At 61.0% G+C, this 20,780-nt stretch carries 20 protein-coding genes; 17 read left to right on the top strand and 3 right to left on the bottom strand.

Features of this window, described 5'->3' with window-relative positions; translation table 11 throughout:
- Positions 1-21: 21 nt before the first annotated feature.
- From EPN93_18545 to EPN93_18500, 10 genes are all read left to right on the top strand, one after another.
- Positions 22-1,464, top strand: a complete 1,443-nt coding sequence (locus EPN93_18545) for a menaquinone biosynthesis decarboxylase (protein TAL31024.1) — start codon at positions 22-24, stop codon at positions 1,462-1,464.
- Positions 1,454-2,296: a 4-hydroxybenzoate octaprenyltransferase gene (locus EPN93_18540; GenBank protein TAL31023.1), complete on the top strand. Its 843-nt coding sequence runs from the start codon at positions 1,454-1,456 to the stop codon at positions 2,294-2,296. The genes EPN93_18545 and EPN93_18540 overlap by 11 nt, the downstream gene beginning before the upstream one ends.
- A gap of 15 nt (positions 2,297-2,311) precedes the next feature.
- Positions 2,312-2,923, top strand: coding sequence for a UbiX family flavin prenyltransferase (locus EPN93_18535; GenBank protein TAL31022.1), 612 nt, complete (start codon positions 2,312-2,314; stop codon positions 2,921-2,923).
- 27 nt (positions 2,924-2,950) lie between these two features.
- Positions 2,951-4,033: a CofH family radical SAM protein gene (locus tag EPN93_18530; GenBank protein TAL31021.1), complete on the top strand. Its 1,083-nt coding sequence runs from the start codon at positions 2,951-2,953 to the stop codon at positions 4,031-4,033.
- 117 nt (positions 4,034-4,150) lie between these two features.
- The gene (locus EPN93_18525) at positions 4,151-4,372 is read left to right on the top strand and encodes a type II toxin-antitoxin system prevent-host-death family antitoxin (protein TAL31020.1); all 222 of its coding nucleotides are present in this window, start codon (positions 4,151-4,153) and stop codon (positions 4,370-4,372) included.
- The gene (locus EPN93_18520) at positions 4,363-4,767 is read left to right on the top strand and encodes a type II toxin-antitoxin system VapC family toxin (protein ID TAL31019.1); all 405 of its coding nucleotides are present in this window, start codon (positions 4,363-4,365) and stop codon (positions 4,765-4,767) included. Before EPN93_18525 ends, EPN93_18520 begins: the two co-directional genes overlap by 10 nt.
- A 244-nt stretch (positions 4,768-5,011) precedes the next feature.
- Positions 5,012-5,236, top strand: coding sequence for a type II toxin-antitoxin system prevent-host-death family antitoxin (locus tag EPN93_18515; GenBank protein ID TAL31018.1), 225 nt, complete (start codon positions 5,012-5,014; stop codon positions 5,234-5,236).
- A complete protein-coding gene (locus EPN93_18510) occupies positions 5,193-5,621 on the top strand; it encodes a type II toxin-antitoxin system VapC family toxin (protein ID TAL31017.1) in 429 nt (142 codons plus the stop codon). Before EPN93_18515 ends, EPN93_18510 begins: the two co-directional genes overlap by 44 nt.
- A 155-nt stretch (positions 5,622-5,776) precedes the next feature.
- On the top strand, positions 5,777-6,430 hold the full coding sequence (locus EPN93_18505; protein ID TAL31016.1) for a TetR/AcrR family transcriptional regulator: 654 nt from the start codon (positions 5,777-5,779) through the stop codon (positions 6,428-6,430).
- A 16-nt stretch (positions 6,431-6,446) separates the two neighbouring features.
- Positions 6,447-7,259 carry a hypothetical protein gene (locus tag EPN93_18500; GenBank protein TAL31015.1) on the top strand — a complete coding sequence of 271 codons (813 nt, stop codon included), beginning with the start codon at positions 6,447-6,449 and terminating at the stop codon, positions 7,257-7,259.
- Here the strand turns inward: EPN93_18500 and EPN93_18495 are convergent.
- On the bottom strand, positions 7,256-10,195 hold the full coding sequence (locus EPN93_18495) for a PAS domain S-box protein (GenBank protein ID TAL31014.1): 2,940 nt from the start codon (positions 10,193-10,195) through the stop codon (positions 7,256-7,258). The two genes, EPN93_18500 and EPN93_18495, sit on opposite strands and share 4 nt — an antisense overlap.
- Before the next feature lie 118 nt (positions 10,196-10,313).
- Between EPN93_18495 and EPN93_18490 the strand changes: the two genes are divergently transcribed.
- The gene (locus EPN93_18490; protein TAL31013.1) at positions 10,314-11,501 is read left to right on the top strand and encodes a CofH family radical SAM protein; all 1,188 of its coding nucleotides are present in this window, start codon (positions 10,314-10,316) and stop codon (positions 11,499-11,501) included.
- A complete protein-coding gene (locus EPN93_18485; GenBank protein ID TAL31012.1) occupies positions 11,498-12,268 on the top strand; it encodes a ubiquinone/menaquinone biosynthesis methyltransferase in 771 nt (256 codons plus the stop codon). Before EPN93_18490 ends, EPN93_18485 begins: the two co-directional genes overlap by 4 nt.
- Here the strand turns inward: EPN93_18485 and EPN93_18480 are convergent.
- Positions 12,221-12,595, bottom strand: coding sequence for an anti-sigma factor antagonist (locus EPN93_18480; protein TAL31011.1), 375 nt, complete (start codon positions 12,593-12,595; stop codon positions 12,221-12,223). The two genes, EPN93_18485 and EPN93_18480, sit on opposite strands and share 48 nt — an antisense overlap.
- A 129-nt stretch (positions 12,596-12,724) precedes the next feature.
- Here EPN93_18480 and EPN93_18475 point away from each other — a divergent pair, with 129 nt between their 5' ends.
- The 5 genes from EPN93_18475 to EPN93_18455 all read left to right on the top strand — a co-directional run bounded on the left by EPN93_18475 (position 12,725) and on the right by EPN93_18455 (position 20,035).
- Positions 12,725-15,484 (top strand): response regulator, encoded by a 2,760-nt coding sequence (locus EPN93_18475; GenBank protein TAL31010.1) that lies wholly within the window; start codon positions 12,725-12,727, stop codon positions 15,482-15,484.
- Between the two features lie 82 nt (positions 15,485-15,566).
- Entirely contained in the window at positions 15,567-16,661 is a 1,095-nt protein-coding gene (locus EPN93_18470) for an aminopeptidase (protein TAL31099.1), read from the top strand.
- 150 nt (positions 16,662-16,811) lie between these two features.
- Positions 16,812-17,714: an NAD(+) kinase gene (locus EPN93_18465; GenBank protein ID TAL31009.1), complete on the top strand. Its 903-nt coding sequence runs from the start codon at positions 16,812-16,814 to the stop codon at positions 17,712-17,714.
- Positions 17,715-17,723: 9 nt separating this feature from the next.
- On the top strand, positions 17,724-19,433 hold the full coding sequence (recN, locus tag EPN93_18460) for a DNA repair protein RecN (protein ID TAL31008.1): 1,710 nt from the start codon (positions 17,724-17,726) through the stop codon (positions 19,431-19,433).
- 2 nt (positions 19,434-19,435) lie between these two features.
- On the top strand, positions 19,436-20,035 hold the full coding sequence (locus EPN93_18455) for a hypothetical protein (GenBank protein TAL31007.1): 600 nt from the start codon (positions 19,436-19,438) through the stop codon (positions 20,033-20,035).
- A 12-nt stretch (positions 20,036-20,047) separates the two neighbouring features.
- On the opposite strand, the gene EPN93_18450 is transcribed toward EPN93_18455, so the two are convergent.
- Entirely contained in the window at positions 20,048-20,323 is a 276-nt protein-coding gene (locus tag EPN93_18450) for an acylphosphatase (GenBank protein TAL31006.1), read from the bottom strand.
- Between the last annotated feature and the right edge of the window lie 457 nt (positions 20,324-20,780).

Below are 20,780 nucleotides of genomic sequence, written 5' to 3'. Positions count from 1 at the left end.
TGAGTTTTTTGAGGAGCACAGATGCCGCATAAGAACCTGATGGAATTCATCCGCGCCCTGGACGCCGCCGGGGAGCTCAGGCGCGTCCCGGCGAAGGTCTCGCCCCGTCTCGAGATCACCGAGATCGCCGACCGCATGAGCAAGCCCGCGGGACCGGCGCTCCTCTTTGAAAACGTGGAAGGCTCCGCGTTCCCCTTGCTCATAAACGCGTTCGGAAGCTTCCCGCGCATGCAGCGCGCCCTCTCATGTGCAACCTTCGACGAGATCGGCAAGCGCATCGAAACCCTCGTAAAGATACACCCGCCCCGCACGCTTGCGGAGAAGGTGAAGGTACTTTTCACGCTAAAGGACATCGCCGGGCTCATCCCTAAAAAGGTGAAGGGCGCCCCCTGCCAGGAGCGTGTGCACTCGCAGGGAGCGCTCCTGGACATGCTGCCCATACTCACCTGCTGGCCGCACGACGGCGGCCCCTTCATTACGCTCCCCATCGTGGCGACGAAGGACCCGGGGAACGGCGTGCACAACTACGGCATGTACCGCATGCAGAAATTCGACGGCCGGAGCACCGGCATGCACTGGCAGTACAACAAGGACGGGGCGCGCCACTACCGCGCCCACAAGGAGCTGGGCCGCAGGATGGACGTCGCCGTCGCGCTGGGCGGCTCGCCCGCGGTCACCTTCGCGGCGACCGCGCCGCTCCCGCCGGATATCGACGAGCTCATGTTCGCCGGCTGGCTGGAGGGAAGCGCGATCGAGATCGTGAAATGCAAAACCGTGGACCTGTACGTGCCCGCCGAGTCCGACTTCGTCCTGGAGGGATACGTGGACCCGGGCGACGAACGCATCGAGGGCCCCTTTGGAGACCACACCGGCTTCTATTCGCCCGCCGACACCTACCCCGTGTTCCACATAACGGCGCTCACCTGCCGCGCGAACGCCGTGTACCCGGCCACGATCGTGGGCAAGCCCCCCATGGAGGACTGCTACATGGCGAAGGCCACCGAGCGCATCTTCCTCCCGCTCATGAAGCTCGTCGTCCCGGAGATCGCGGACATCGAGCTTCCCCTGGAGGGTGTGTTCCACAACTGCGCGCTCGTGTCCATACACAAAGAGTTCCCCGGACAGGCCAAGAAGGTGATAAGCGCCTTGTGGGGCCTGGGGCAGATGGCCTCGACCAAGTTCATCGCAATCTTCGACGCCGATATCGACCTCCGCGACTCGAGCACCGTGCTCTGGAAGCTGTTGAACAACGTGGACCCGCGGCGCGACCTCATGCTCGCGGAGGGTCCCCTCGACGCGCTCGATCATTCGGCCCCCTACGCGAACTTCGGGGGCAAGATGGGAATCGACGCCACGCGGAAGACCCGTGAGGAAGGAATGGGCCGCGACTGGCCCCAGGAAATACGCATGAGCCCCGAAATGCGGGAGCTTGTGACCAGGAGATGGAAAGAGTATGGATTTTAAAAAGTTCTCCGAGCTTATCATGATCGAACAGACGCTCTTCGCGCTGCCCTTCGCGTACCTGGGCATCCTCTTCGCCGGGGGCGGGGACTTCATCACATGGATATGGGCGACCATCGCCCTGTTCGCCGCGCGTACGGCGGGCATGTCCTTCAATCGCTACATCGACCGCGTGATCGACGCAAAGAACCCGCGCACGAGCGGGAGGGCGCTCCCGGCCGGCGCCATGAAGCCGGGCGACGTGCTCATGCTGGGCGTAGGTTCATCGGCGCTCCTGGTCGTGTCGGCGCTCATGCTGAACAGCCTGTGCTTCTATCTGTCCTTCCCCGCGATCGTGCTCCTGTACACGTACTCCTACTTCAAGCGCTTCACCTCCGCCTCTCATTTTTATCTGGGCATCGTGGAGGCGGCGGCGCCGGTGGGCGGCTATCTCGCGGTGACCGGGGAGTTCGACATGCTCCCGTTTATCCTGGGCGCGGTGATCCTGTTCTGGATCGCCGGGCTCGACGTGGTGTACGCGATACTGGACGTGGACTTCGACAGGAAGGAAGGGCTTTTCTCCATCCCCGCGCGCCTTGGTAAGGAGAAGGCGCTCGCGATATCGATCGCGTGCTACGTGCTCGCCACGGGGCTCCTCGCGCTCGCCGGGTTCATGACCGCGCGGGGCATTCCCTACTGGGCGGCGGTGTTCTCCACCGCAATCATCTTTTACCGGCAGCAGTCGCTCGCGCGCCATGACGATCCCGCGGCGGCGATACACGAATTTTTCCTGCTCAATCGATTCGTCTCCCCGGTCCTCTTCGCGGGAACATTTGTTGACGTCTTCTTCAAGTAGCGGTACACTGGGCGCATGCATGTCATAGCCATCACCGGCGCAAGCGGCGCCGTAATAGGGGTGCGCCTCATCGAGGCGCTTCTCGCGCGCGGAAAGCCCGTCATCGGGATCGTATCGGAGATGGGATGGAAGACGATCGCGCACGAGCTCTTCCGGGGAAAGAGCCATCCGGCTTCGCTCGCGGAGGTGATTGACGCGCGGGGCGTTCGCGTCCCTCCCGGGCTCCTGCGCGAGTGTGCACATGATGACCTGTTCGCGCCCCCCGCGAGCGGCTCGTTCCCGTTCGACGCGATGGTCATCGCTCCCTGTTCCATGAAGACGCTCGCCGCCGTCGCCTCCGGCTACGCGAACACCCTCATCACCCGCGCCGCCGACGTCGCCCTCAAGGAGCGCCGCCGCCTCGTGCTTCTTCCCCGGGAGACGCCGCTCTCGCTCATCCATATCGAAAACATGCGCGCGGTGAAGCTCGCCGGCGCCGACATCGTCATTCCCGCGCCCGCCTTCTACACGCACCCGGAGAGCCTTGACGACGTGATCGATTTCATCGCCGGAAAGATATTGACGTTACTCGGTGTGGAGCACTCCCTGTATAAAACATGGGGGGCCGATGCGCCTTCAGGCGATTGACGGCGCCCCCGGAGGAAACACGCACCCATGATGGACCTTGCCGCATTCTCCAACACGAAGCTCCGCGCGATCGCCCGGAAGGTGCTCGACGGCGAGCCCGCGGGCGTGGACGATGCGCACGCGATGCTCACGACGGGCGACGTCCTTGAACTGGGGCTCATCGCGAACCACGTGCGCCGCGCCCTCCACGGGGACCGCGTGTACTACGGCGTGAACATGAACCTTAACTACACGAACGTATGCGAGCTGCGATGCCCGTTATGCGCGTTTTCACGCGACGCCTGCGACCCGGACGCCTACACCTTCAGCCTGGACGAGATCGAGGCGCGCGTGCGTGAGGCGGTCGCCTTCGGGATCGACGAAGTACACATCGTAGGGGGGATAAATCCCGCACTCTCCCTGGATTATTTTTTCGAAATGCTGCGCCGCATCAAGCGCGTGAAGAGCGATCTCTTCATCGTGGCCTTCACCGCCGTGGAATACGACCACTTCGCGAAGCTGGGCGGCATGACCATGGACGAGCTCTTTAAAAAATTCATGGATGCGGGCCTGGGCGCCATCCCCGGCGGGGGCGCCGAGATCTTCGACGAGGGCGTGCGCACCGTGCTCGCCCCAAAAAAAATCTCAGGGGACCGCTGGCTCAAGGTGATGCGCGCCGCGCACCGCGCCGGACTCAAGACCAACGCCACGATGCTCTACGGCCATGTCGAGGAAACCGAACACCTGGTGGACCACATGGCGCGCATCCGCGCTTTACAGGACGAGACCGGCGGATTTAAGACGTTCGTGCCGCTTTCATTTCACGAGGAGCACACGAAGGTGCGCGCGAGGCGTGCCGTAACCGGGTTCGACGACCTTCGCGTGTACGCGGCGGCGCGCGTGTTCCTGCATAACGTCCCGCACGTGAAGGCGCTCTGGATGTACGTGGGCGAGAAGATGGCGCAGGTCCTCCTCTCGTTCGGCGTGGACGACATCGGCGCAACGTACCATTACGAGAAGGTCGTGCACGCGGCCGGCGCGCGCACCCCGGACGCCGGTTCGGAGCCCGGCCTGCGGCGGCTCATTGAGAACGCGGGATTCGTACCGGTCAGGAGCACGGCACGCTATTAAAGAAGATTCCACCATCGCTATTTTAATCCGCGCAACGAATTTTTCTTGCCGGAACACGTGCGTGCTGCTATATTTAGCTTAGTCTATGCAACTTAGTCATTTAAGGGGTAGCGCACCATGATCGTCAATATTCATGAGGCAAAAACGAACCTCTCCAGGCTCATTGAAAAATTCCAGGCCGGGGAAAAGATCATAATAGCGAAAAACGGCAAACCCATACTTCAATTCGCCCAGGTCGCCGAAAATGACCGTGCGCAAAGAACCCTGGGCTTTTTCCAGTGCGATGTAGACATGTCCTCCTTTCATGACCCGATCGAGGGGATGGAGGAATACCTTTGAAATACCTGCTCGATACCCAGGTACTCATTTACATTGGCTGCGGCACTGCCGAAAAAATCGGCCGTAAAGCCCTCAGGGCTTACCGTGACATCGAATCGGATATCTACATAAGCCAGATTTCTTTCTGGGAACTGGCGATTAAGATAAACATTGGGAAGCTCACCATTCCCATTGGCCTGAAAAACGTTATGATTCTTGCGAAAGACGCGGGAATAACCATGCTGCCCGTGGATAACGCCCACATACTTCAATTTGAATCGCTCAAATTGCACGAACAGCATAAGGATCCGTTTGACAGGTTCATCGTAGCGGTCGCCCTGAGTGAAAAAATGCACATACTGGGCGACGACGCGAAGTTCGACCTGTACAAGGGCGTGCGGCGAATCTGGAACTGAGCGACGTGTGCCATCCGCGCAATTCCCCGCGAACGCGCTCATCGACTGCAGCCGTGCGTATCGGCCCCCCTCCCCTTCGTCCCTCTCCAAAGAATCATTGACGGACCGTGCCCTTGAAATATCCGTCAGGTTCGAACACCCGAATGCCGGACTCTATTTTCCAGCCGAGCCGGCAAAAGGCTTGACAAATATAGTCTATTGGGTTAAATTGAGTCCATTAGATCATATTTTTTGGAGATCGGTCATGATTACCGTAAGCATACATGAGGCTAAGACCAGGCTTTCCGCGCTGATCCGGACCATTGAAACAAAAGGTGAAAAGGTGATCATCATGCGGCACGGCGTCGCGGTCGCCGAAATCGTACCGCTTCCCAGGGGAAGCAGGACGGCAATCCACAAGGAACTAAAAAACATACGGATTCTGTATGATCCCACGGAACCCACCCAGGAGGAATGGGAAAATGTTTGAGTCGAAGATCGTGCTGGATACCTGCGCCCTGCTCTGGCTTGTGAGCCGGAGCGGCGATCTTTCCCCTTTAGCGCTTCAGGAGATTGAAAACGCGTCAATTGTATTCGTGTCCTCCATTTCGGCATGGGAGATCAGTTTGAAATGCGCCCGCAAGCAACTGACCCTTCCCATGGACGCAGAAAAATGGTTCAATCTGGCCGTGGAAAAGCATTCCTTAGCGCTGTATCCTCTGGATGTTTCGATCCTGTGCCTGGCAAACAAGCTGCCGTTTCATCACAAAGATCCCGCCGACAGGTTTATCATCGCAACAGCCCTGAAGGAGCAGGCGGTCATAGTCACCGGTGACGAGAAATTTCGGAAATACGATGTCCGGATAATTCGCTGACGACGCTTCCACGTTCATGGTGTGCGTTCTTGCATACGAAGGCGTCCCATGATTGCCACAACGCATATCGGCCCCCTCTCCTTCCCCCTTCAAATAATCATTGACGCACCGCATCGACGCGGGTACATGAAGTAAGATTCATTTATGATACGCCCATGAAACAGCGCGCACGAACCGTCGAGGAGAAGGAAGCCCGCAAGCAAAAGCTCCTGAACTCCGCCAGGATCATTTTCCCAAAGCAGGGATACGCGAAGACCACGGTCGAGATGATCACCGAGGGCGCGGGTCTCGCGACGGGGACCTTCTACCTTTATTTCAAGAGCAAGGCCGCGATCTACCGCGAGCTCACTATCGAGGGGATACGGATCCTGGGCGACATGCTCCGCGAGGCGCTGCCGCGCTCGGGCACCGCGGGAAAAACGAAGCTCACCGTCGTCGCGGACACCTACTTTAGATTCTACCTGGAGCACCAGGATTACTACTCGATCATCTCCTACCTTCATCTTGGCCAGGAGGATTTTCCGCGCGACCGCGCGATGCTGCGCAGCGTCGAGTCCGCGATGGCGGGGCTCACGGGACTCATCGAATCCGTTCTTAAAGAGGGGATCGCGTCCGGGGAGTTTTTGCCCCTGGATACCGCGCGCGCGACGGTCTCGCTCTGGGGTCTCATGGACGGGCTCTTCCTCCTGCACCAGCGCAACGTCATGGGCATTATGGGAATTCCCATTGAGGATACCGTGCGCGAGGGACTGCGCATCGCCTTCAACGGCCTTCTAAAAGTGCGCGACCCGAATCCAGGTCTTGTGTGAAACGGAGGGCGGGATCATGAGGCTCGGATACATCAACTATCTCAACTGCTACCCCTTCTATTACCACATGCTCGAAAAGGAGCATCTTCCCGGCATCGAGGTGGTCCCGGCGTACCCGAGCGCGCTCAACGACATGATGCGGAGCGGCGCCCTGGACATGAGCCCCATCTCGTCGGCCGCCTACGCCGACATGCAGGACCGCATCCTCGTCCTTCCCGATTTCTGCCTGAGCTCGGTGGGGTACGTGCGCTCGGTGGTGCTGTGGAGCCGCATCCCCATCGAAGAGCTGGACGGGAGGCGGATTGGCCTCACGTCGGCGTCGCAGACCTCGGTGGTGCTGTTGAAGACGCTGCTCCGGAAATATTACGGCATCGAGCCGGTGTACCTGCCCACGACGCCCTCCCCCTCGCTCGAGGACATAGACGCGGCGCTCGTGATCGGGAACGAGGCCATGGAAAATTCAAGGGAACCCACCCCCTACGTGTACGACCTGGGCGACCTGTGGCTGCGCAAGACGGGACATCCCGTAGTCTTCGCGGTTTTCGCCGTGCAGGCGCGCGCCGCCGCCCGCGGGATGGACGACATACGAAGGGTCATCGAATCCTACAATAAATCGCTCCTGTGCCTGCACACGGAGCGGGAGACGCTCATCGCGCGCGCGCGCGCGAAGTACCCGAGCGTCGCATACGATATCGACACCTATTATTCGCTGCTGCGTTTCGAATTCACGCCGGACCTGCACGGCGCGCTGGATTTTTATTTCCGCGAGGCGGGATCGCTGGGTCTCCTGGAAAACGTTCCCGCCGTCCGCTACTACGAGCGGCGTTAAGGAGATGGCGCCCCTTCGCCCTTGAAGACGATCTCCACCGACGTCCCGCCCTTGCCGGAGATGGAGAGCTCCCCTCCCAGCTGCGTCGAGAGCGCACGCACGAGCCGCATCCCCAGGGATCCCGACGTGCGCGTTTCGAAATCGTCGGGAAGGCCGCGGCCGTTGTCGCGCACCGCCAGCCGTCTCCTCCCGGAATCGCCCGTGGAAAATGATATGGTGATGGTGCCGATAACGCCCCCGGCGAATGCGTGCTTCATCGCGTTCGAAACGAGCTCGTTCACCAGGAGGCCGCAGGGAACCGCCTCGTCCACGCCGATAACGTTCCCCTCCTTCCCAATCTCTATGAGCACCCTCGAAGGATCGAAGTTGTAGGTCGCGGTGAGCTCCCGCATGAGTCCCGTTACGTACTCATGAAAATTGATCGAGGCCAGGTTCTCCGACCGGTACAGGCGCTCGTGCACCTGCGCCATGGCCCAGATGCGGTTCTGGCTGTCCCTGAACAGCGATTTCACCTGCTCGTCCTTCACCTGGTGCGACTGCAGTGCGAGCAGGCTCGATATGACCTGCATGTTGTTCTTGACGCGATGATGGATCTCCTTGATGAGCACCTCTTTCTCCGCGAGCGAGCGGATGATCGCGTCTTCGGCTTTTCTCCTCTCGGTGATATCCTCCCCCGAGGAAAGCGAGCCGGACACCCGTCCGTCCGCGTCACGCACCAGGGTGTTGTGCCAGGCGATGAGCTTCTTCGATCCATCGCCGCACAGTACCTGATTCTCCCCGTAGGGGCTCCGGTGTCCGTCGCCGTCCAGCAGGCGCCTGAACACGTCCCAGACCCGCGCGCGGTCCTCGGCGGGGATGAAGGTCTCGATCCAGTTGCATCCCACGATCGCGTTTTCTTCCATCCCCAGGATCTCGCGGCCCTGCCTGTTGATCATCGTGACAGTCGCATCGGTGTCCAGGGCCAGTATCATGACACCCGCGATGTCGAGAAGCTGCTGCGCCCTGTCGCGCTCTCCCCGGAGCATCCGCTCCATGCGCACCATCTCCGTTTCGTCGCGCACGATGGCGAGAACCTGCTTATTCCCGTAGGGGACCATCCTCGCCTCGTAGTGGCGGGGGCCTTCAAAGTCCAGGAAATAGTCATAGGTGGCAATCTCTCCCGTTTCGACGACCAGCGCGATCTTTTCCATAGTGAGCTGCGCGACCGCGGGCGGAAGCACCTCCGATGCCAGCCTGCCTAAAAAACGAGTGCCGGTTTTCCCCGGGAGCGGGAGCCTGTCCACGTTGCTGTCGATAATCCTGCCCTCCGCGGTGATCACGAACATGAAGTCGGGGTTGGCGTCTATGAGCGAGCGGTTCCGCTCCTCGCTTTCACGCAGCGCCTTTTCGGCGATACGGCGCGAGGTGATGTCCTCGAAGGTCGTGTACACCTGGAACGGGGTCTCTTCCCCCGGCTTGAACTGGGGCACCGCGTTGACGATTATCCACGCGTATTCCTTTTTAATCGGGTTGTATACCCCCATGAGCACGTCCAGGACCTCGCGGCCGCTCCTGAACGCGGCCATCGAGGGATGTTCATCCGCCGGAAAATCCGATCCGTCATCGCGCACCGATTTCCACGCGGCGTTCCCGGAGGTGAGCCCCAGGAGCTCCTCCCTGCTCCGGCCGAGAATTTTGGCCGCCGCGGGATTCACCGATACGATGCGCCCCTCGCGATCCTGGTAGACCACGCCCAGGAACATGGTATCGAACAGGGTCCGGTAGCTCGCCTCGCTTTCGCGCAACGCGTCCTCCGCACGCTTCCTCAGGGTGATGTCCTTCGAGATGCAGATGACGGTCGCAATGTTTCCCGCGTGGTCACGTACGGGCTTCACCGAAGTCATAAAGAAGAGATCGCCCGAAGGGCCCGGCACACGGACCTCTATGACCCTGACCTCTCCGTCCCTGAACGAGGCCCCGACCGCGGCATAGCGCCGGTCCCCCTCCTCGCCCGGAAAGATATTCCATATCCGTTTGCCGATGATATCCCCGGAATCCATTCCCACCGTCGCGGCGAATGCCCTGTTGACATAGCGGTAGGATCCGTCCTCCTCGAAGCTGAAAATGGGATCGGTGGATTCGTCGAGCAACTGCTGGAATTTCTCCTCGCTCAGACGCATTGCCTCCTCGGAACGCGCGCGCTCCGTTACGTCGCGGCAGGTAAACAGCATCGTCGCCCCCCTGATCGCCACGGGCTTGATATTGACGAGCAGCAGGCGGCGCGCGCCCTGTTTATCGGTAATCTCGTATTCCAGGTTCGTTATCTCGCCATTCTCGCGGCCGGGGAAATGAAGCTTAATCCCGTCCCCCATGAGCGCGGCTATGGAGCCCATTCCCGACACCTCGCCATAGTCGTAGCCGAACACGACGTGGACCGTGGGACAGATAAAGACGAAGGCTCCCCGGTCATCGGTCAGGAACACCGCGTCGGAGATATTTTCCATGGTTGTCCGGTAGAGCTCCTCGCTCTCGCGAAGGCGCGATTCGAGCTCTCCCCTGGCGAGGGCCATCTCAACGGTGAAACGGAGCGTCGCGGGTTCGACCGGCTTGTGGAGGTAGCCCGACGGGTTCACGGCAAGGCTGCGACGGAGGGTCTGCTCGTCGTTGGACGCCGTGAGAAAAAGGACGGGTACGCTCATGCGCGCGCCGATAAGGGAGGCCGCCTGGATGCCGTCCATGGGGCCCTCGAGAAGTATATCCATGAGTATAAGGTCCGGGCGAAGCTCATCGGCGCATCGGACCGCGTCCTCCCCGGTCGAGACCGGTTCCGGGACCTGGTAGCCCATGCGTTCCATGCGGTTCTTTATGTCCAGGGCGACCACGGCCTCGTCCTCGACCACCAGGACCAGCTTTTTCAAGGGCTCACCGCCCGACGCTCTCCGCACCTCGTCCTCCATGCCGCTCGCAACCCCGCACACCCGCCGGGGCCGGTCCGGACCGGCGCCATAATTATAGCCCGCCCGGACATACGCGTCAATTTATACCTCCCCCCGCGAAATTCGTGGAAGCGGCCCAATGGACCTCTCTTCCATAAAAATGCTTGAAGCAAACCCGGCCCCGGGGGAGTATGAGCTTTCGCCGATACTCGGGTCGGCAGCGCGACCGAACCGTGCGCATATAAAAGCCATGAACGAAGCCGATCAAAACCTCCTTCGTAAAATCGACGCAGGAGAACGGATCTCCGCGGACGATGCGCTCCGCCTGTTCGAATGGGAAATCCTCCCGCTCGGACTGGCCGCGGACCGCAGGCGCAGGCACGCCGTTCCCACGGAGCGCGTGGGCTTTATTCACGACAGGATCATCAACTTCACCAACCGCTGCGATGCGATGTGCCGTTTCTGCGCCTACCACGCGCGCGCCGGCACCATCGAGCCCTACGAGATGAGCCTCGATGATATTTTAACGAGGGTCGGCGAGCTCGCCGCGGCCGGGGGGACCCAGGTGATGCTCCAGGGGGGACTGCACCCGGAATACACACTTGCGTATTACGTGGAAATGGTGCGCGCGGTAAAGGGGAGCTTCCCCGGAATCTATCTCCACTCCTTTTCCCCGGCAGAGGTGATCCATATCGCCGGGAAGGAACACCGCACCCCGGAACAGGTCGTCGCCGCGCTTAAGGAAGCGGGGCTCGATTCGATGCCGGGCGCATCGGACCTCCTGATCGACCGCATCCGGCGGGAGGTGAGCCCGGCCAAGCTCACGCGCGACGAGTGGGTCGGCGTCATCCGTGCAATAGCGCATAACGGCATGAAGTCGTCGGCGACCATGACCTACGGGATGGGCGAAACCCTCGCGGAACGAATCTCCCACCTGGAGACCGTGCGCGCGGTCCAGGACGAGACCGGCGCCCTGCGCGCCTTCATACCCTGGTCCTTCTCGCCGGCCCGCACCCGCATGGAGCATATCCCCCCGGCGACCGGCATCGACTATCTGAAGACCGTGGCCGTCGCGCGCATCTACCTGGACAACGTCGTGAACATCCAGGCCGGCTGGCTTACCGAGGGCCTCAAACTCGCCCAGATCGCGCTGGCGATGGGCGCGAACGACATGGGAGGGGTGCTCACCGAGGAGGTGGTGGTGAAGGCGACCGGCCTGGGCGCGAAGACCAATCGGGAGGAGCTCATACACGTAATCCGCGCCGCGGGGAAGATACCGGTGGAACGGGACTCCGATTACCGGGAAATCAGGGGCTTCGATCGTTGAGCCTTTTAAAATACGAAGTCCACGATCGCGCGCCGGGCGAGCGCAAGCGCTTTATCCGGGACCTGTTCGACGCGATCGTCCCCACCTACGACCGGCTGAATCGCATCCTGTCACTCGGGATCGACACGCACTGGAGGAAGAAAGCCGTACGCCTGCTGGGCGATATGCGCGGGAAGAGGGCGCTCGACCTCTGCTGCGGCACCGGCGACGTCTCGCGCCTCCTCGCCCGCGCCGGCGCATCGGCCGTCTCCCTCGATTTTTCGCTCCCCATGGTGCTCCGCGGAATCGCGAAGGGGAACATCACCGGAAGCGCCGTGATTGCCGACGCGAGTGTCCTGCCGTTCGCCGATGCGCGGTTTTCCGCCCTTACGGTGGCCTTCGGCATACGTAACATCCCCGACCTTGACGCATTTATGGACGAGACCCTGCGGGTCCTCGAACCGGGCGGCGTGTTCGTGATCCTGGAGCTTACCAGGCCGCGCGCGCGGCTCGCGGGCGGACTATATTCGGTCTATCTCACCAGGGTGCTGCCGTTCATCGGGGGGATTGTTTCCGGGAAACGTCTCGCCTACCGTTACCTGGCGGGGACGATAGGAACGTTTTTCGATCCCGTTGATCTCGCCGCAAGGCTCAGGGCGCATGGATACGGCCAGGTGGATATTCTGCCTCTGACCCTGGGAATCGCGACGATCATGGTGTGCGGGAAGTCCGGCCAGGGATCAGAGGAGCTCCTTTCGGCTGTTGTAAATGGTAAAAAAGTCCCTTAGCCCGGCGAGGATAAAGATATTCTTGAGCTCTTCGGCTATGTTGAGGAGCACGAACTGGCCCCCCAGCGCCTTCATCTTCTTTTGGGCCGATATCAGGGCGCTGATAACGCTGGAATCCATGTGGGTGCCGTTCATCTGGAGTTCGAGGGCGACGTTCTTATGCTTGCCTCCCGTGACATCGAACAGCAGACGCTTGAAGTCATCGATATTATAAACACTCACGTAATCTTCAACTTCGAGAATATTGAAGTCCGCGTGTTCAACCAGATTGTATTGCATGGGTGGAACCTCTTCGAGTGGATCGAGTTCTATAATAATTTCGTTCATCGAACCCCGCGTGTAAAGCAGAAAAGTTGCTCAACCCTGCCCTTTATTGGCATAAAAGTGTTGAAATAACGCCCACCTGGGTTAATACTGTATACTGAATCAGAATATGTAAAGATTTTTACGCTATTCATGAAAATAAAATATAAGCTCATAATCATTTTCGTGTTCATCATTGTCGCTTCCACCGTCCCTTTCGGGCTGTTCATACTCAGCCAGGCGGAAAACGAGAGCCTGGACACGCTTTCCCAGCAGGGCAAATATTACAGCTGGATCCTCTCCCGGTCGGCATCGAACACCCTGCTGCTGAACGGGGGCGATATCGAGGCGTCACGCGTCGATATACAGGACACCCTCTCGATGCTCGAAAATCTCCGGGAATACGGGCTGGTCTACGCGGATGCCATCCTCATCTCGAAAAGGGAGGAGTTCCACGGCCTGGTGCTGGCGAGCTATTCGACAACCGTACTGGCGGGGAAAGAAGTCGCCCCCGGCCGCCTGGACAACACGGAGATTGATCGCTTGAAAAAGCTTCCCGTGCCCAACGAAACGACCCTGCCGGGGGTCGAGGGCACCTGTTACGAGTATGCCTCCCTGGAAACGGGCACGCGTACCCCCTCGCTCTGCATCGGACGCCTCATTTTTTCGCGCAGTATCGCCCTCAAGCCGGTATACCGCATACGCGCGATTGTCCTCCTTTCTCTCGTCGTCATTATCGCCTTCGCGGGCGCCCTCGCCCTGCTGTTCGGGTACCTCATCACGAAACCCATCCAGGATCTCACCTCCGGCGTCCAGCGATTCGAGAAAGGGGACCTTGACTACCGGGTAAAGGTTACGGCGCACGACGAGGTAGGCAGCCTCGCGATGACCTTCAATAATCTTGCCGAGGGTCTCAAGCAGCAGATCGCCCGTCTCGAGGTCATGAACAGGGAACTGCGGCGCGTGAACGAGCTCAAGGACGAATTCCTCGCCAATATCTCCCACGAAATCCGCACCCCGCTCTACGGGATCACAGGCATCGCCGAATCGCTCCTGGAAGGCTCCGCCGGCGAGCTCAACCCGGAAGCCCGGCACAACCTCTCGCTCGTCACCGCGAGCGGCAGGCGGCTCTCGGACCTGGTGAATGATATCCTGGATTTTTCGCAGCTCAGGCATCAGGATATCATCCTTTCGATGGAACCCGTGAACATTCATTCCATATGCCAGCTCGTGATCTCGGTGCTGGAGCCGCTGCGGCGGAAGAAGGAGATCGCCTTCCACAACACGATCCCCCCCGATATCGCGCGCGTGTACGGCGACCGGAACCGCCTGCAACAGGTGCTCGTCAACCTCGTGGGCAACGCGATCAAGTTCACCGAACGGGGCGACATCACCATCTCGGCCTCGGAGAGCCCGGAGCGGCCGGGGATGACGATCATCACCGTGCGGGACACGGGGATAGGCATTTCCCGTGAGCGGCTCGCCGGTATCTTCGAGTATTTCGAGCAGGCGGACGGCTCCGATACCAGGGCGTTCGGCGGGATGGGACTGGGGCTCTCCATCACCAAGCGGCTTGTCGAGCTTCACGGCGGCGCCATCTGGGCGGAATCCGAGCCGGGAAAGGGCTCGGCCTTCCATTTCACCCTGAAGCGCTCGTTCGAGAAAATCGCCCACGAGCCGCCCGAAACCGGGCGCGCCGCGCTTCCCGAGCCGCCCTCCCTGTCCGTGCATGGCGAGATTATCAATCCCACGGTCTCGGAAAAGGCGTCGCGCTCGGGCAGGAAGATCCTCGTGGTGGACGACGAGCCGGTCATCATCCAGGTGCTCGTCAACTTCCTGACCCTCGAGGGGTACCAGGTGGTGACGGCGACGAGCGGACCCCAGGCCCTCGCGTTGCTCGAGGAGGGGCTCTCGCCGGACCTGATCCTCCTGGACGTCATGCTCCCCTTCGTATCGGGCTACGATGTCTGCAAGAGAATCCGCCAGAAGTATCCGCCCCACGAGCTTCCCGTGCTCATGCTCACGGCCAAGAGCAAGGCCGAGGATATGGTAACCGGCATCGAGGCGGGCGCCAACGATTATCTGACCAAGCCGGTCAACCGCTCCGAGCTGCTCGCGCGCGTGAGGAGCCTCATCACCATAAAGAGCTCCATGAAAGAACACCAGCGCCTCTCCATGCTCCAGAGGGAGATGCGCCTGGCCCAGGAGATCCAGAGCACGCTCCTCCCGGAAAAGGCGCCCTACATGAAGGGACTGGAGACCAGCGTGCTCTACCGCCCCATGCACGAGGTGGGTGGCGACTTTTACGATTTCAACGTGCTTGGCCCGTCCGAGATGGGAGTGCTCATCGCCGACGTTACCGGTCACGGTATCCCCGCGGCCTTCGTGAGCGCGATGCTCCAGGCCACCTACTCGGTCTACAAGGAAGACGTACGCGATCCTTCGACGCTCATGAAGGGAATGAATACCGTCATGTCGGCGTATACCCACGGCCAGTTCGCGACCACCTGTTACAGCCTGCTCGACCTCGCCAACAGGCGGATCCTCCATGCCAACGCCGGCCACTGCCCCATGATCGTCATGAAGCGCCGCGAGCGCAAGGTCCGCTACGAACGCCAGAACGAACGGCCGCTGGGTGTGGACGTTTCCTCCGAATACACGACGCGGAGCACCGAAATCGACGAGGGGGACCGCGTGATACTTTTCACGGACTGCATCCCCGAATCGCGCAACGCCTCCGGCGAGTTTTTCGGCTACCCTAACTTTTTCAGGCTCATCGAGGAAAGCGCGCACATGGGCTGCAGGGATTTCAGCCAACGCGTGCTCGAAACGGTCACCGCGTGGAAGGGGGGAGGTGCCCAGACGCGTCTTGACGACGATTTCACCCTCATCGTGATAGACGTGGTCGAATGATCGACCGGGCGCGCCCATGAAGGCGCGGAAGCGTTTCCGCGCCTTCATGGGCGCGTTCAACTTTTCCGGGAGGCACGCCGCGATGGATTACCGAAAATACGCTTCGTTGCTCGTCGATTACTGCCTTGGGCTCGGGAAGGGCGACGCCCTGGCGATCAATGCGACCCCGCTCGCCGGGCCGCTCGTCCGCGAGGTATACCGCGCCGCCCTGCGCGCGGGGGCCCATCCCGATACGTGGATCGAGCTCGCCGGAATGGAAAAAATATTCTTCGACGAAGCCGGTCCCGAACAGCTTTCCCGCGTATCGCCCCTCCGGCAGCTCGTCACCGAGCGCTATGACGCCGTCCTCAACATCCGCGCGCCGTACAATTTGAAGGAGCTCGCCGCGGCCGACCCGGACAGGAAGCGCGCCGCGAGCGAGGCCCAGGCTCCCGTCAAGGATCTGTTCATGAGGCGCGCGGCCGCCGGCGCGCTCAGGTGGACCCTGTGCGAATTTCCCACGGAGGCCCAGGCCCAGGAATCGGGCATGTCCCTCGATGAGCTTTCCGCGTTCGTGGAATCGGCGTGCTTCCTGGACCGGGAGGACCCGGCCGCGGCGTGGCGCGCCGTCCATGACGCCCAGGAGCGCGCGGTAAACCGGCTGAACCGGGCGGGGCTCGTCCACTACCGCGCGCCCGGCGTCGACGTGAGTTTTTCGGTGAAGGGACGTACATGGATCAACTCCGACGGCCGGAGGAACATGCCCTCGGGAGAGGTGTTCACCTCCCCGGTCGAGGACTCGGTCAACGGGAAGATCATGTTCAGCTTTCCCGCGATCGTCATGGGACAGGAGGTGCGCGACGTCGAGCTCGAGGTGCGCGACGGGCTGGTCGTGCGCTGGGAGGCCGGCGAGGGCAGGGAGTTCCTGGACCGCATCTTCGAGGTGCCCGGGGCGCGTCGTTTCGGCGAGGCGGCTATCGGAACAAATGCCGGTATAACCAGATTCATGAAGAACATGCTTTTCGACGAGAAGATAGGCGGGACAGTGCACATGGCCATAGGCGCGTCCTATCCCGAGACGGGCGGGAAGAACGTCTCCGGTGTTCATATCGACCTGATCGCGGACATGCGCGGGGGCGGGGAGATCCTCGCCGACGGCGAGCTCATATACCGCGACGGCGCCTTCCTGCCCTGGTAGGAGAAGCCTGCAAAACCGCCCTGCGCCCCGTGTTTTTTGTCCTTACTTTGAACGGAAGATTCGTATAGAGACCGTGGTATCGCAGCTATGACTAAAAGAACTGACGAAAACCGGGGTTTTTTAATTGACGCCGCGCTCATGTGACATATCATGCTGGTCGTACCTGAAAAGCGTCCCATGACCATCCCCGTATCCATACACCTGCGGCCCGACGACGAGGCCTCCCTTCCCTTCCTTCGGGAATTGATCGGCTTCCTTGAAGCACATGGGGCGAAACCCCTGTTGCCCGAGCTTTCCATGCTCAGGGCGCGCGATTTCGCCGGGTACGTAGCCGGGGGCCGCGAATTCATCGAGGACGCGAAGCTCGTGGTCGTGGTGGGCGGGGACGGCACCTTTCTGCGCGCCGCACGGCTCTTCGCGTCCGGGAACGTGCCGCTCTTCGGGATCAACCGCGGAAGGCTCGGCTTCCTTACCGAATTTTCCCAGGAGGAGGCCTTCAAATATCTAGGCCCCGTGCTGGAGGGCAGGTACACGATCGCGACGCGCGCCCTGCTGCAAGCCAGGCATGTGCGCGAAGGCCGCGTGATCCAGACGGCTCCGTTCCTGAACGACGCGGTGATTTCCAAGGGGGCCTTCTCGCGTCCCATACGGATACAACTGGAGCTCGACAACCGCTTTCTCAACTGCTATGCCGGGGATGGCCTCATCATCGCCACCGCGACCGGTTCCACCGCCTATTCGCTCTCGGCGGGAGGACCCATCCTGAGCCCCGCGATCGACAACGTGTATATTATAAATCCCATCTGCCCCCACACCCTCGCGGCGCGGCCCATGGTGATCCCCTCCGCGACAACGCTGAAGGCGAGCATCATCTCCCCGTTCGAGAACCTGCTCCTCACCATTGACGGGCAGGAGGCGATTTCCATCGTGGGCGGCGACGAGGTGCTTATCGACGGAACCCATCTTAAAGTGAGCCTGATCCCCCACCCCGAGCGGGACTTCTACGAGATACTCCGCCGGAAGCTGGGCTGGGGCAGGAACCTGAACGAGTAGGAAACACGCATGCTGAATGAGCTCCGCATAAAAAACTTCGTAATCATAGACGACCTGAAGATCCAGTTCGGCCGGGGGCTCAACATTCTCACGGGTGAGACGGGGGCGGGCAAGTCCATCCTCATAGACGCCCTCTCCGGGGTCCTGGGCGACAAGATGACCACGGACCAGATACGATCCGGCTTCGAACGGGCCACGCTCGAAGGCGTGTTCGACGTGACCGCGCTGCCGCAGATAAAGTCCATCCTGGACGAATCGGGCATCGACTGCGACGACGACACGCTGGTGCTGCGCCGCGAGATCTACACCAACGGAAAGGGGCGCTGCTTCGCGAATTCCGCGCAAATCCCGATCTCCCGGCTCCAGGAGATCGGCGAGTACCTGGTCGACATACACGGCCAGAACGAGCACCAGAACATCATGAAGGTGGCCAAGCACCGCGAGATCCTGGACAGCTACGCCGGCCACGGCGCGCTCGTCGAGAACATAGGCGGTCTCTATAAAAAGCTCCAGGAGCTCAAGGACAGGATCAGCTCGTTCGAGGTGGACGAGAAGGAGAAGGCACGGAAGGTCGAGTATCTCTCGTTCGTGATCCGGGAGATCGAGACGGCGAAGCTCGTTCCCGGCGAGGACGAGGCGCTCAAGAACGAGTCCATTCTCCTCCAGAACTCGGAAAAGCTCTTCCGCGAGCTCGCGACGTCGGCTTCGCTCCTCAAGGGCGACGGGGGGATCATTCCCGCGCTCAAGAAGGTGGACGCGAGCCTGTCCTCGATATCGGATTTCGACGCGAAGATATCCGGGGTGCTCGAGAGCGTGAAGGAATCGCTGTACGGGCTCGAGGACGCCGCGGCGAGCCTGCGCGATTTCGAGAAGACGATCAGCTTCTCGCCCGAGCGCGTGAACGAGGTCGAGGAGCGGCTCGCGCTCATAGGGAGCCTCCGGAAAAAATACGGCGGGTCCATCCGCGAGATCCTGGACTTCAACGACAAATCGAAGAGGGAGCTCGAGGCGTTCTCGTCCTCCGAGGAACAGATCGAAAAGCTCAACGCCGAATACCGCGCGACGGTGAAGGCCGCAAAGGAGGCGGCCCTCGACCTTTCTGCAAGGAGGCTCAAGGCGGCGCAGACGCTCGAGGAAGGTGTCATGCGCGAGCTCAAGGACCTGGGAATGGCGGGCACCGTGTTCAGGATTTCCATCAAACGGGAGATAAGCGACACCGGCGAGATCGAGACCGAAAACAAGCGTTATGCGCTCTACCCCCACGGCCTGGACCGGATCGAGTTCCTGCTCTCGGCGAACGCGGGCGAGGATTTGCGCCAGCTTCGCAAGGCCGCGTCCGGCGGCGAGATGTCGCGGATAATGCTCTCGCTTAAAAAGGTAATACTCGCCGCCGACATCGTGGAGAGCCTGATATTCGACGAGGTCGACGCGGGCGTGGGCGGCAAGATCGCCGAGGTCGTGGGAAGGAAGCTCAAGTCCCTCGCCTCCGAACGCCAGGTGCTCGTGGTCACGCACCTGCCCCAGATCGCGGCCATGTCGGACTCCCATTTCTCGGTGCTCAAGGAAAACACGAACGGGCGTGTCACGACCCAGGTGAAGCTTCTGTCCCGCCCCGAAAAGGTGCGCGAGGTCGCCCGCATGCTCGCCGGCGAAAAGGTTACCGAGCTCTCCGTGAAGCACGCTGAGGAGTTGGTCTCCCTGGCGGAGAAAAAGCCCTGACCATGAGCGCTCCCCTCGCCCCGCCGCGGGTCGCCGATTCCATCAACGTCACCGACGTGCTGACCTGCATCATCCAGGAGATCGCCGCGCGATCCGCCGCGTACGCGCATATCGACGCGGGGCGCACGCTCGTGTGCATGTCGTCCAACCGCGCGGGCGGAAGGGGCGCCATTTACGGCAAGCTGGTGCCGATGCGCTTCAAGGGTGGGGCGTCCACGCTTCGCTACCGGGGGCGCGTCTACACGATGCCGCGCGTCATGAGCGGCGCGCGCGAGCAGCTGTACGTGGTGTATTTTTACTTCCCCAGGTTTTTCAACCTGCCGCCGGAGGAAAAGCTCCGGGTCATTTTTCACGAATTGCATCATATCGGCCCGGGATTCGACGGGGACATACGGCGCATGGCGAGGGTGAAGGCGGCGCACGGCGGATCGAGGGCGTCCTTCGACCGGCAGTTCGAGGCACATCTAAATGAATTTCACGCCTGGATCGCGGGGACCCCGTACTACAATTTCCTATCGCTCGATTCCATGCGGCTCATGGGCGCGTTCAGGCGTATCCGCGGCAGGCGCCTCAAGATGCCCAAACCCGTGCTCTCAGGCTGAGGGGCGCGGGACCTAAAACGTATAATCCCCGCCCATGGGTCCCGAATAAGGCTCCATCTCCACGCGCTCAATTTTTCCGAAAAACCGCACGCCCGAAGGGTTATCGACGAGTGCCCGCGCGTATTCCCCGGCCCTTTTCGCGTCCTCAGTCGCGAGCAGCACCTGCACCGTTCCGTCCTCCAGATTAGAGGCGGATCCGTGAAGTCCCATCAGCTTTCCGTACTGGCTGCAGTAGTGCCGGCACAGCACGCCTTGGACCCTGCCGTGGAGTATCAGCGAACGCGCCATGCATCCGTCCCCCTGCCCTTTGACGCTCCCGTGAAATTCATCTCATGGTCCCCCGATCCAGGACCGCCTTGAGTTCCGCGAGGAGCTCCGCGAAGGCCTCCCTGTTGGAGTCGCTCAGCTCGCTCAGACTTTTATGCGCCCGGAACATGAGCTCGACGTTCTTCCTGCTGCCGAATCCCTGCGCCGATGGTTCAAGCTCGAAGAGGGGGATTCCGGGCAGCTTCGCGCCGTGAACGATCCCGAACGTGTCCAGGCAGCAGAGCTTCGAGAGGGCCTCCTCGCTCTTGGGGGACGGGTTTACGATCTCGACGCGCTCGGGGGAAAACTTCTCGCATTTGCGCGCAAGCGACACGATGAATCCGATCGAGGTGGAGTCCAGGTAGGTGCATTCGCTCAGGTCGAACATGATCAGGATCTTTTTCCCGACCTTCTCGATGTAGGGGTTGAGATACTCGCC

Source organism: Spirochaetota bacterium (genome assembly GCA_004297825.1).
In the GTDB taxonomy this organism is placed as follows: Bacteria; Spirochaetota; UBA4802; order UBA4802; family UBA5368; genus FW300-bin19.
This window is presented reverse-complemented; position numbering and strand designations above follow the sequence as displayed.

Coding starts and splice junctions, on each gene's coding strand:
- EPN93_18450 (TAL31006.1), bottom strand. CDS start 20,323: ATGGCGCGTTCGCTGATACTCCACGGCAGGGTCCAAGGCGTGCTGTGC.
- EPN93_18515 (TAL31018.1), top strand. CDS start 5,012: ATGATTACCGTAAGCATACATGAGGCTAAGACCAGGCTTTCCGCGCTG.
- EPN93_18540 (TAL31023.1), top strand. CDS start 1,454: ATGGATTTTAAAAAGTTCTCCGAGCTTATCATGATCGAACAGACGCTC.
- EPN93_18465 (TAL31009.1), top strand. CDS start 16,812: ATGCTGGTCGTACCTGAAAAGCGTCCCATGACCATCCCCGTATCCATA.
- EPN93_18535 (TAL31022.1), top strand. CDS start 2,312: ATGCATGTCATAGCCATCACCGGCGCAAGCGGCGCCGTAATAGGGGTG.
- EPN93_18495 (TAL31014.1), bottom strand. CDS start 10,195: ATGGAGGACGAGGTGCGGAGAGCGTCGGGCGGTGAGCCCTTGAAAAAG.
- EPN93_18530 (TAL31021.1), top strand. CDS start 2,951: ATGATGGACCTTGCCGCATTCTCCAACACGAAGCTCCGCGCGATCGCC.
- EPN93_18525 (TAL31020.1), top strand. CDS start 4,151: ATGATCGTCAATATTCATGAGGCAAAAACGAACCTCTCCAGGCTCATT.
- EPN93_18500 (TAL31015.1), top strand. CDS start 6,447: ATGAGGCTCGGATACATCAACTATCTCAACTGCTACCCCTTCTATTAC.
- EPN93_18455 (TAL31007.1), top strand. CDS start 19,436: ATGAGCGCTCCCCTCGCCCCGCCGCGGGTCGCCGATTCCATCAACGTC.
- EPN93_18475 (TAL31010.1), top strand. CDS start 12,725: ATGAAAATAAAATATAAGCTCATAATCATTTTCGTGTTCATCATTGTC.
- EPN93_18505 (TAL31016.1), top strand. CDS start 5,777: ATGAAACAGCGCGCACGAACCGTCGAGGAGAAGGAAGCCCGCAAGCAA.
- EPN93_18480 (TAL31011.1), bottom strand. CDS start 12,595: ATGAACGAAATTATTATAGAACTCGATCCACTCGAAGAGGTTCCACCC.
- EPN93_18510 (TAL31017.1), top strand. CDS start 5,193: ATGATCCCACGGAACCCACCCAGGAGGAATGGGAAAATGTTTGAGTCG.
- EPN93_18490 (TAL31013.1), top strand. CDS start 10,314: ATGGACCTCTCTTCCATAAAAATGCTTGAAGCAAACCCGGCCCCGGGG.
- EPN93_18545 (TAL31024.1), top strand. CDS start 22: ATGCCGCATAAGAACCTGATGGAATTCATCCGCGCCCTGGACGCCGCC.
- EPN93_18470 (TAL31099.1), top strand. CDS start 15,567: ATGGATTACCGAAAATACGCTTCGTTGCTCGTCGATTACTGCCTTGGG.
- recN (TAL31008.1), top strand. CDS start 17,724: ATGCTGAATGAGCTCCGCATAAAAAACTTCGTAATCATAGACGACCTG.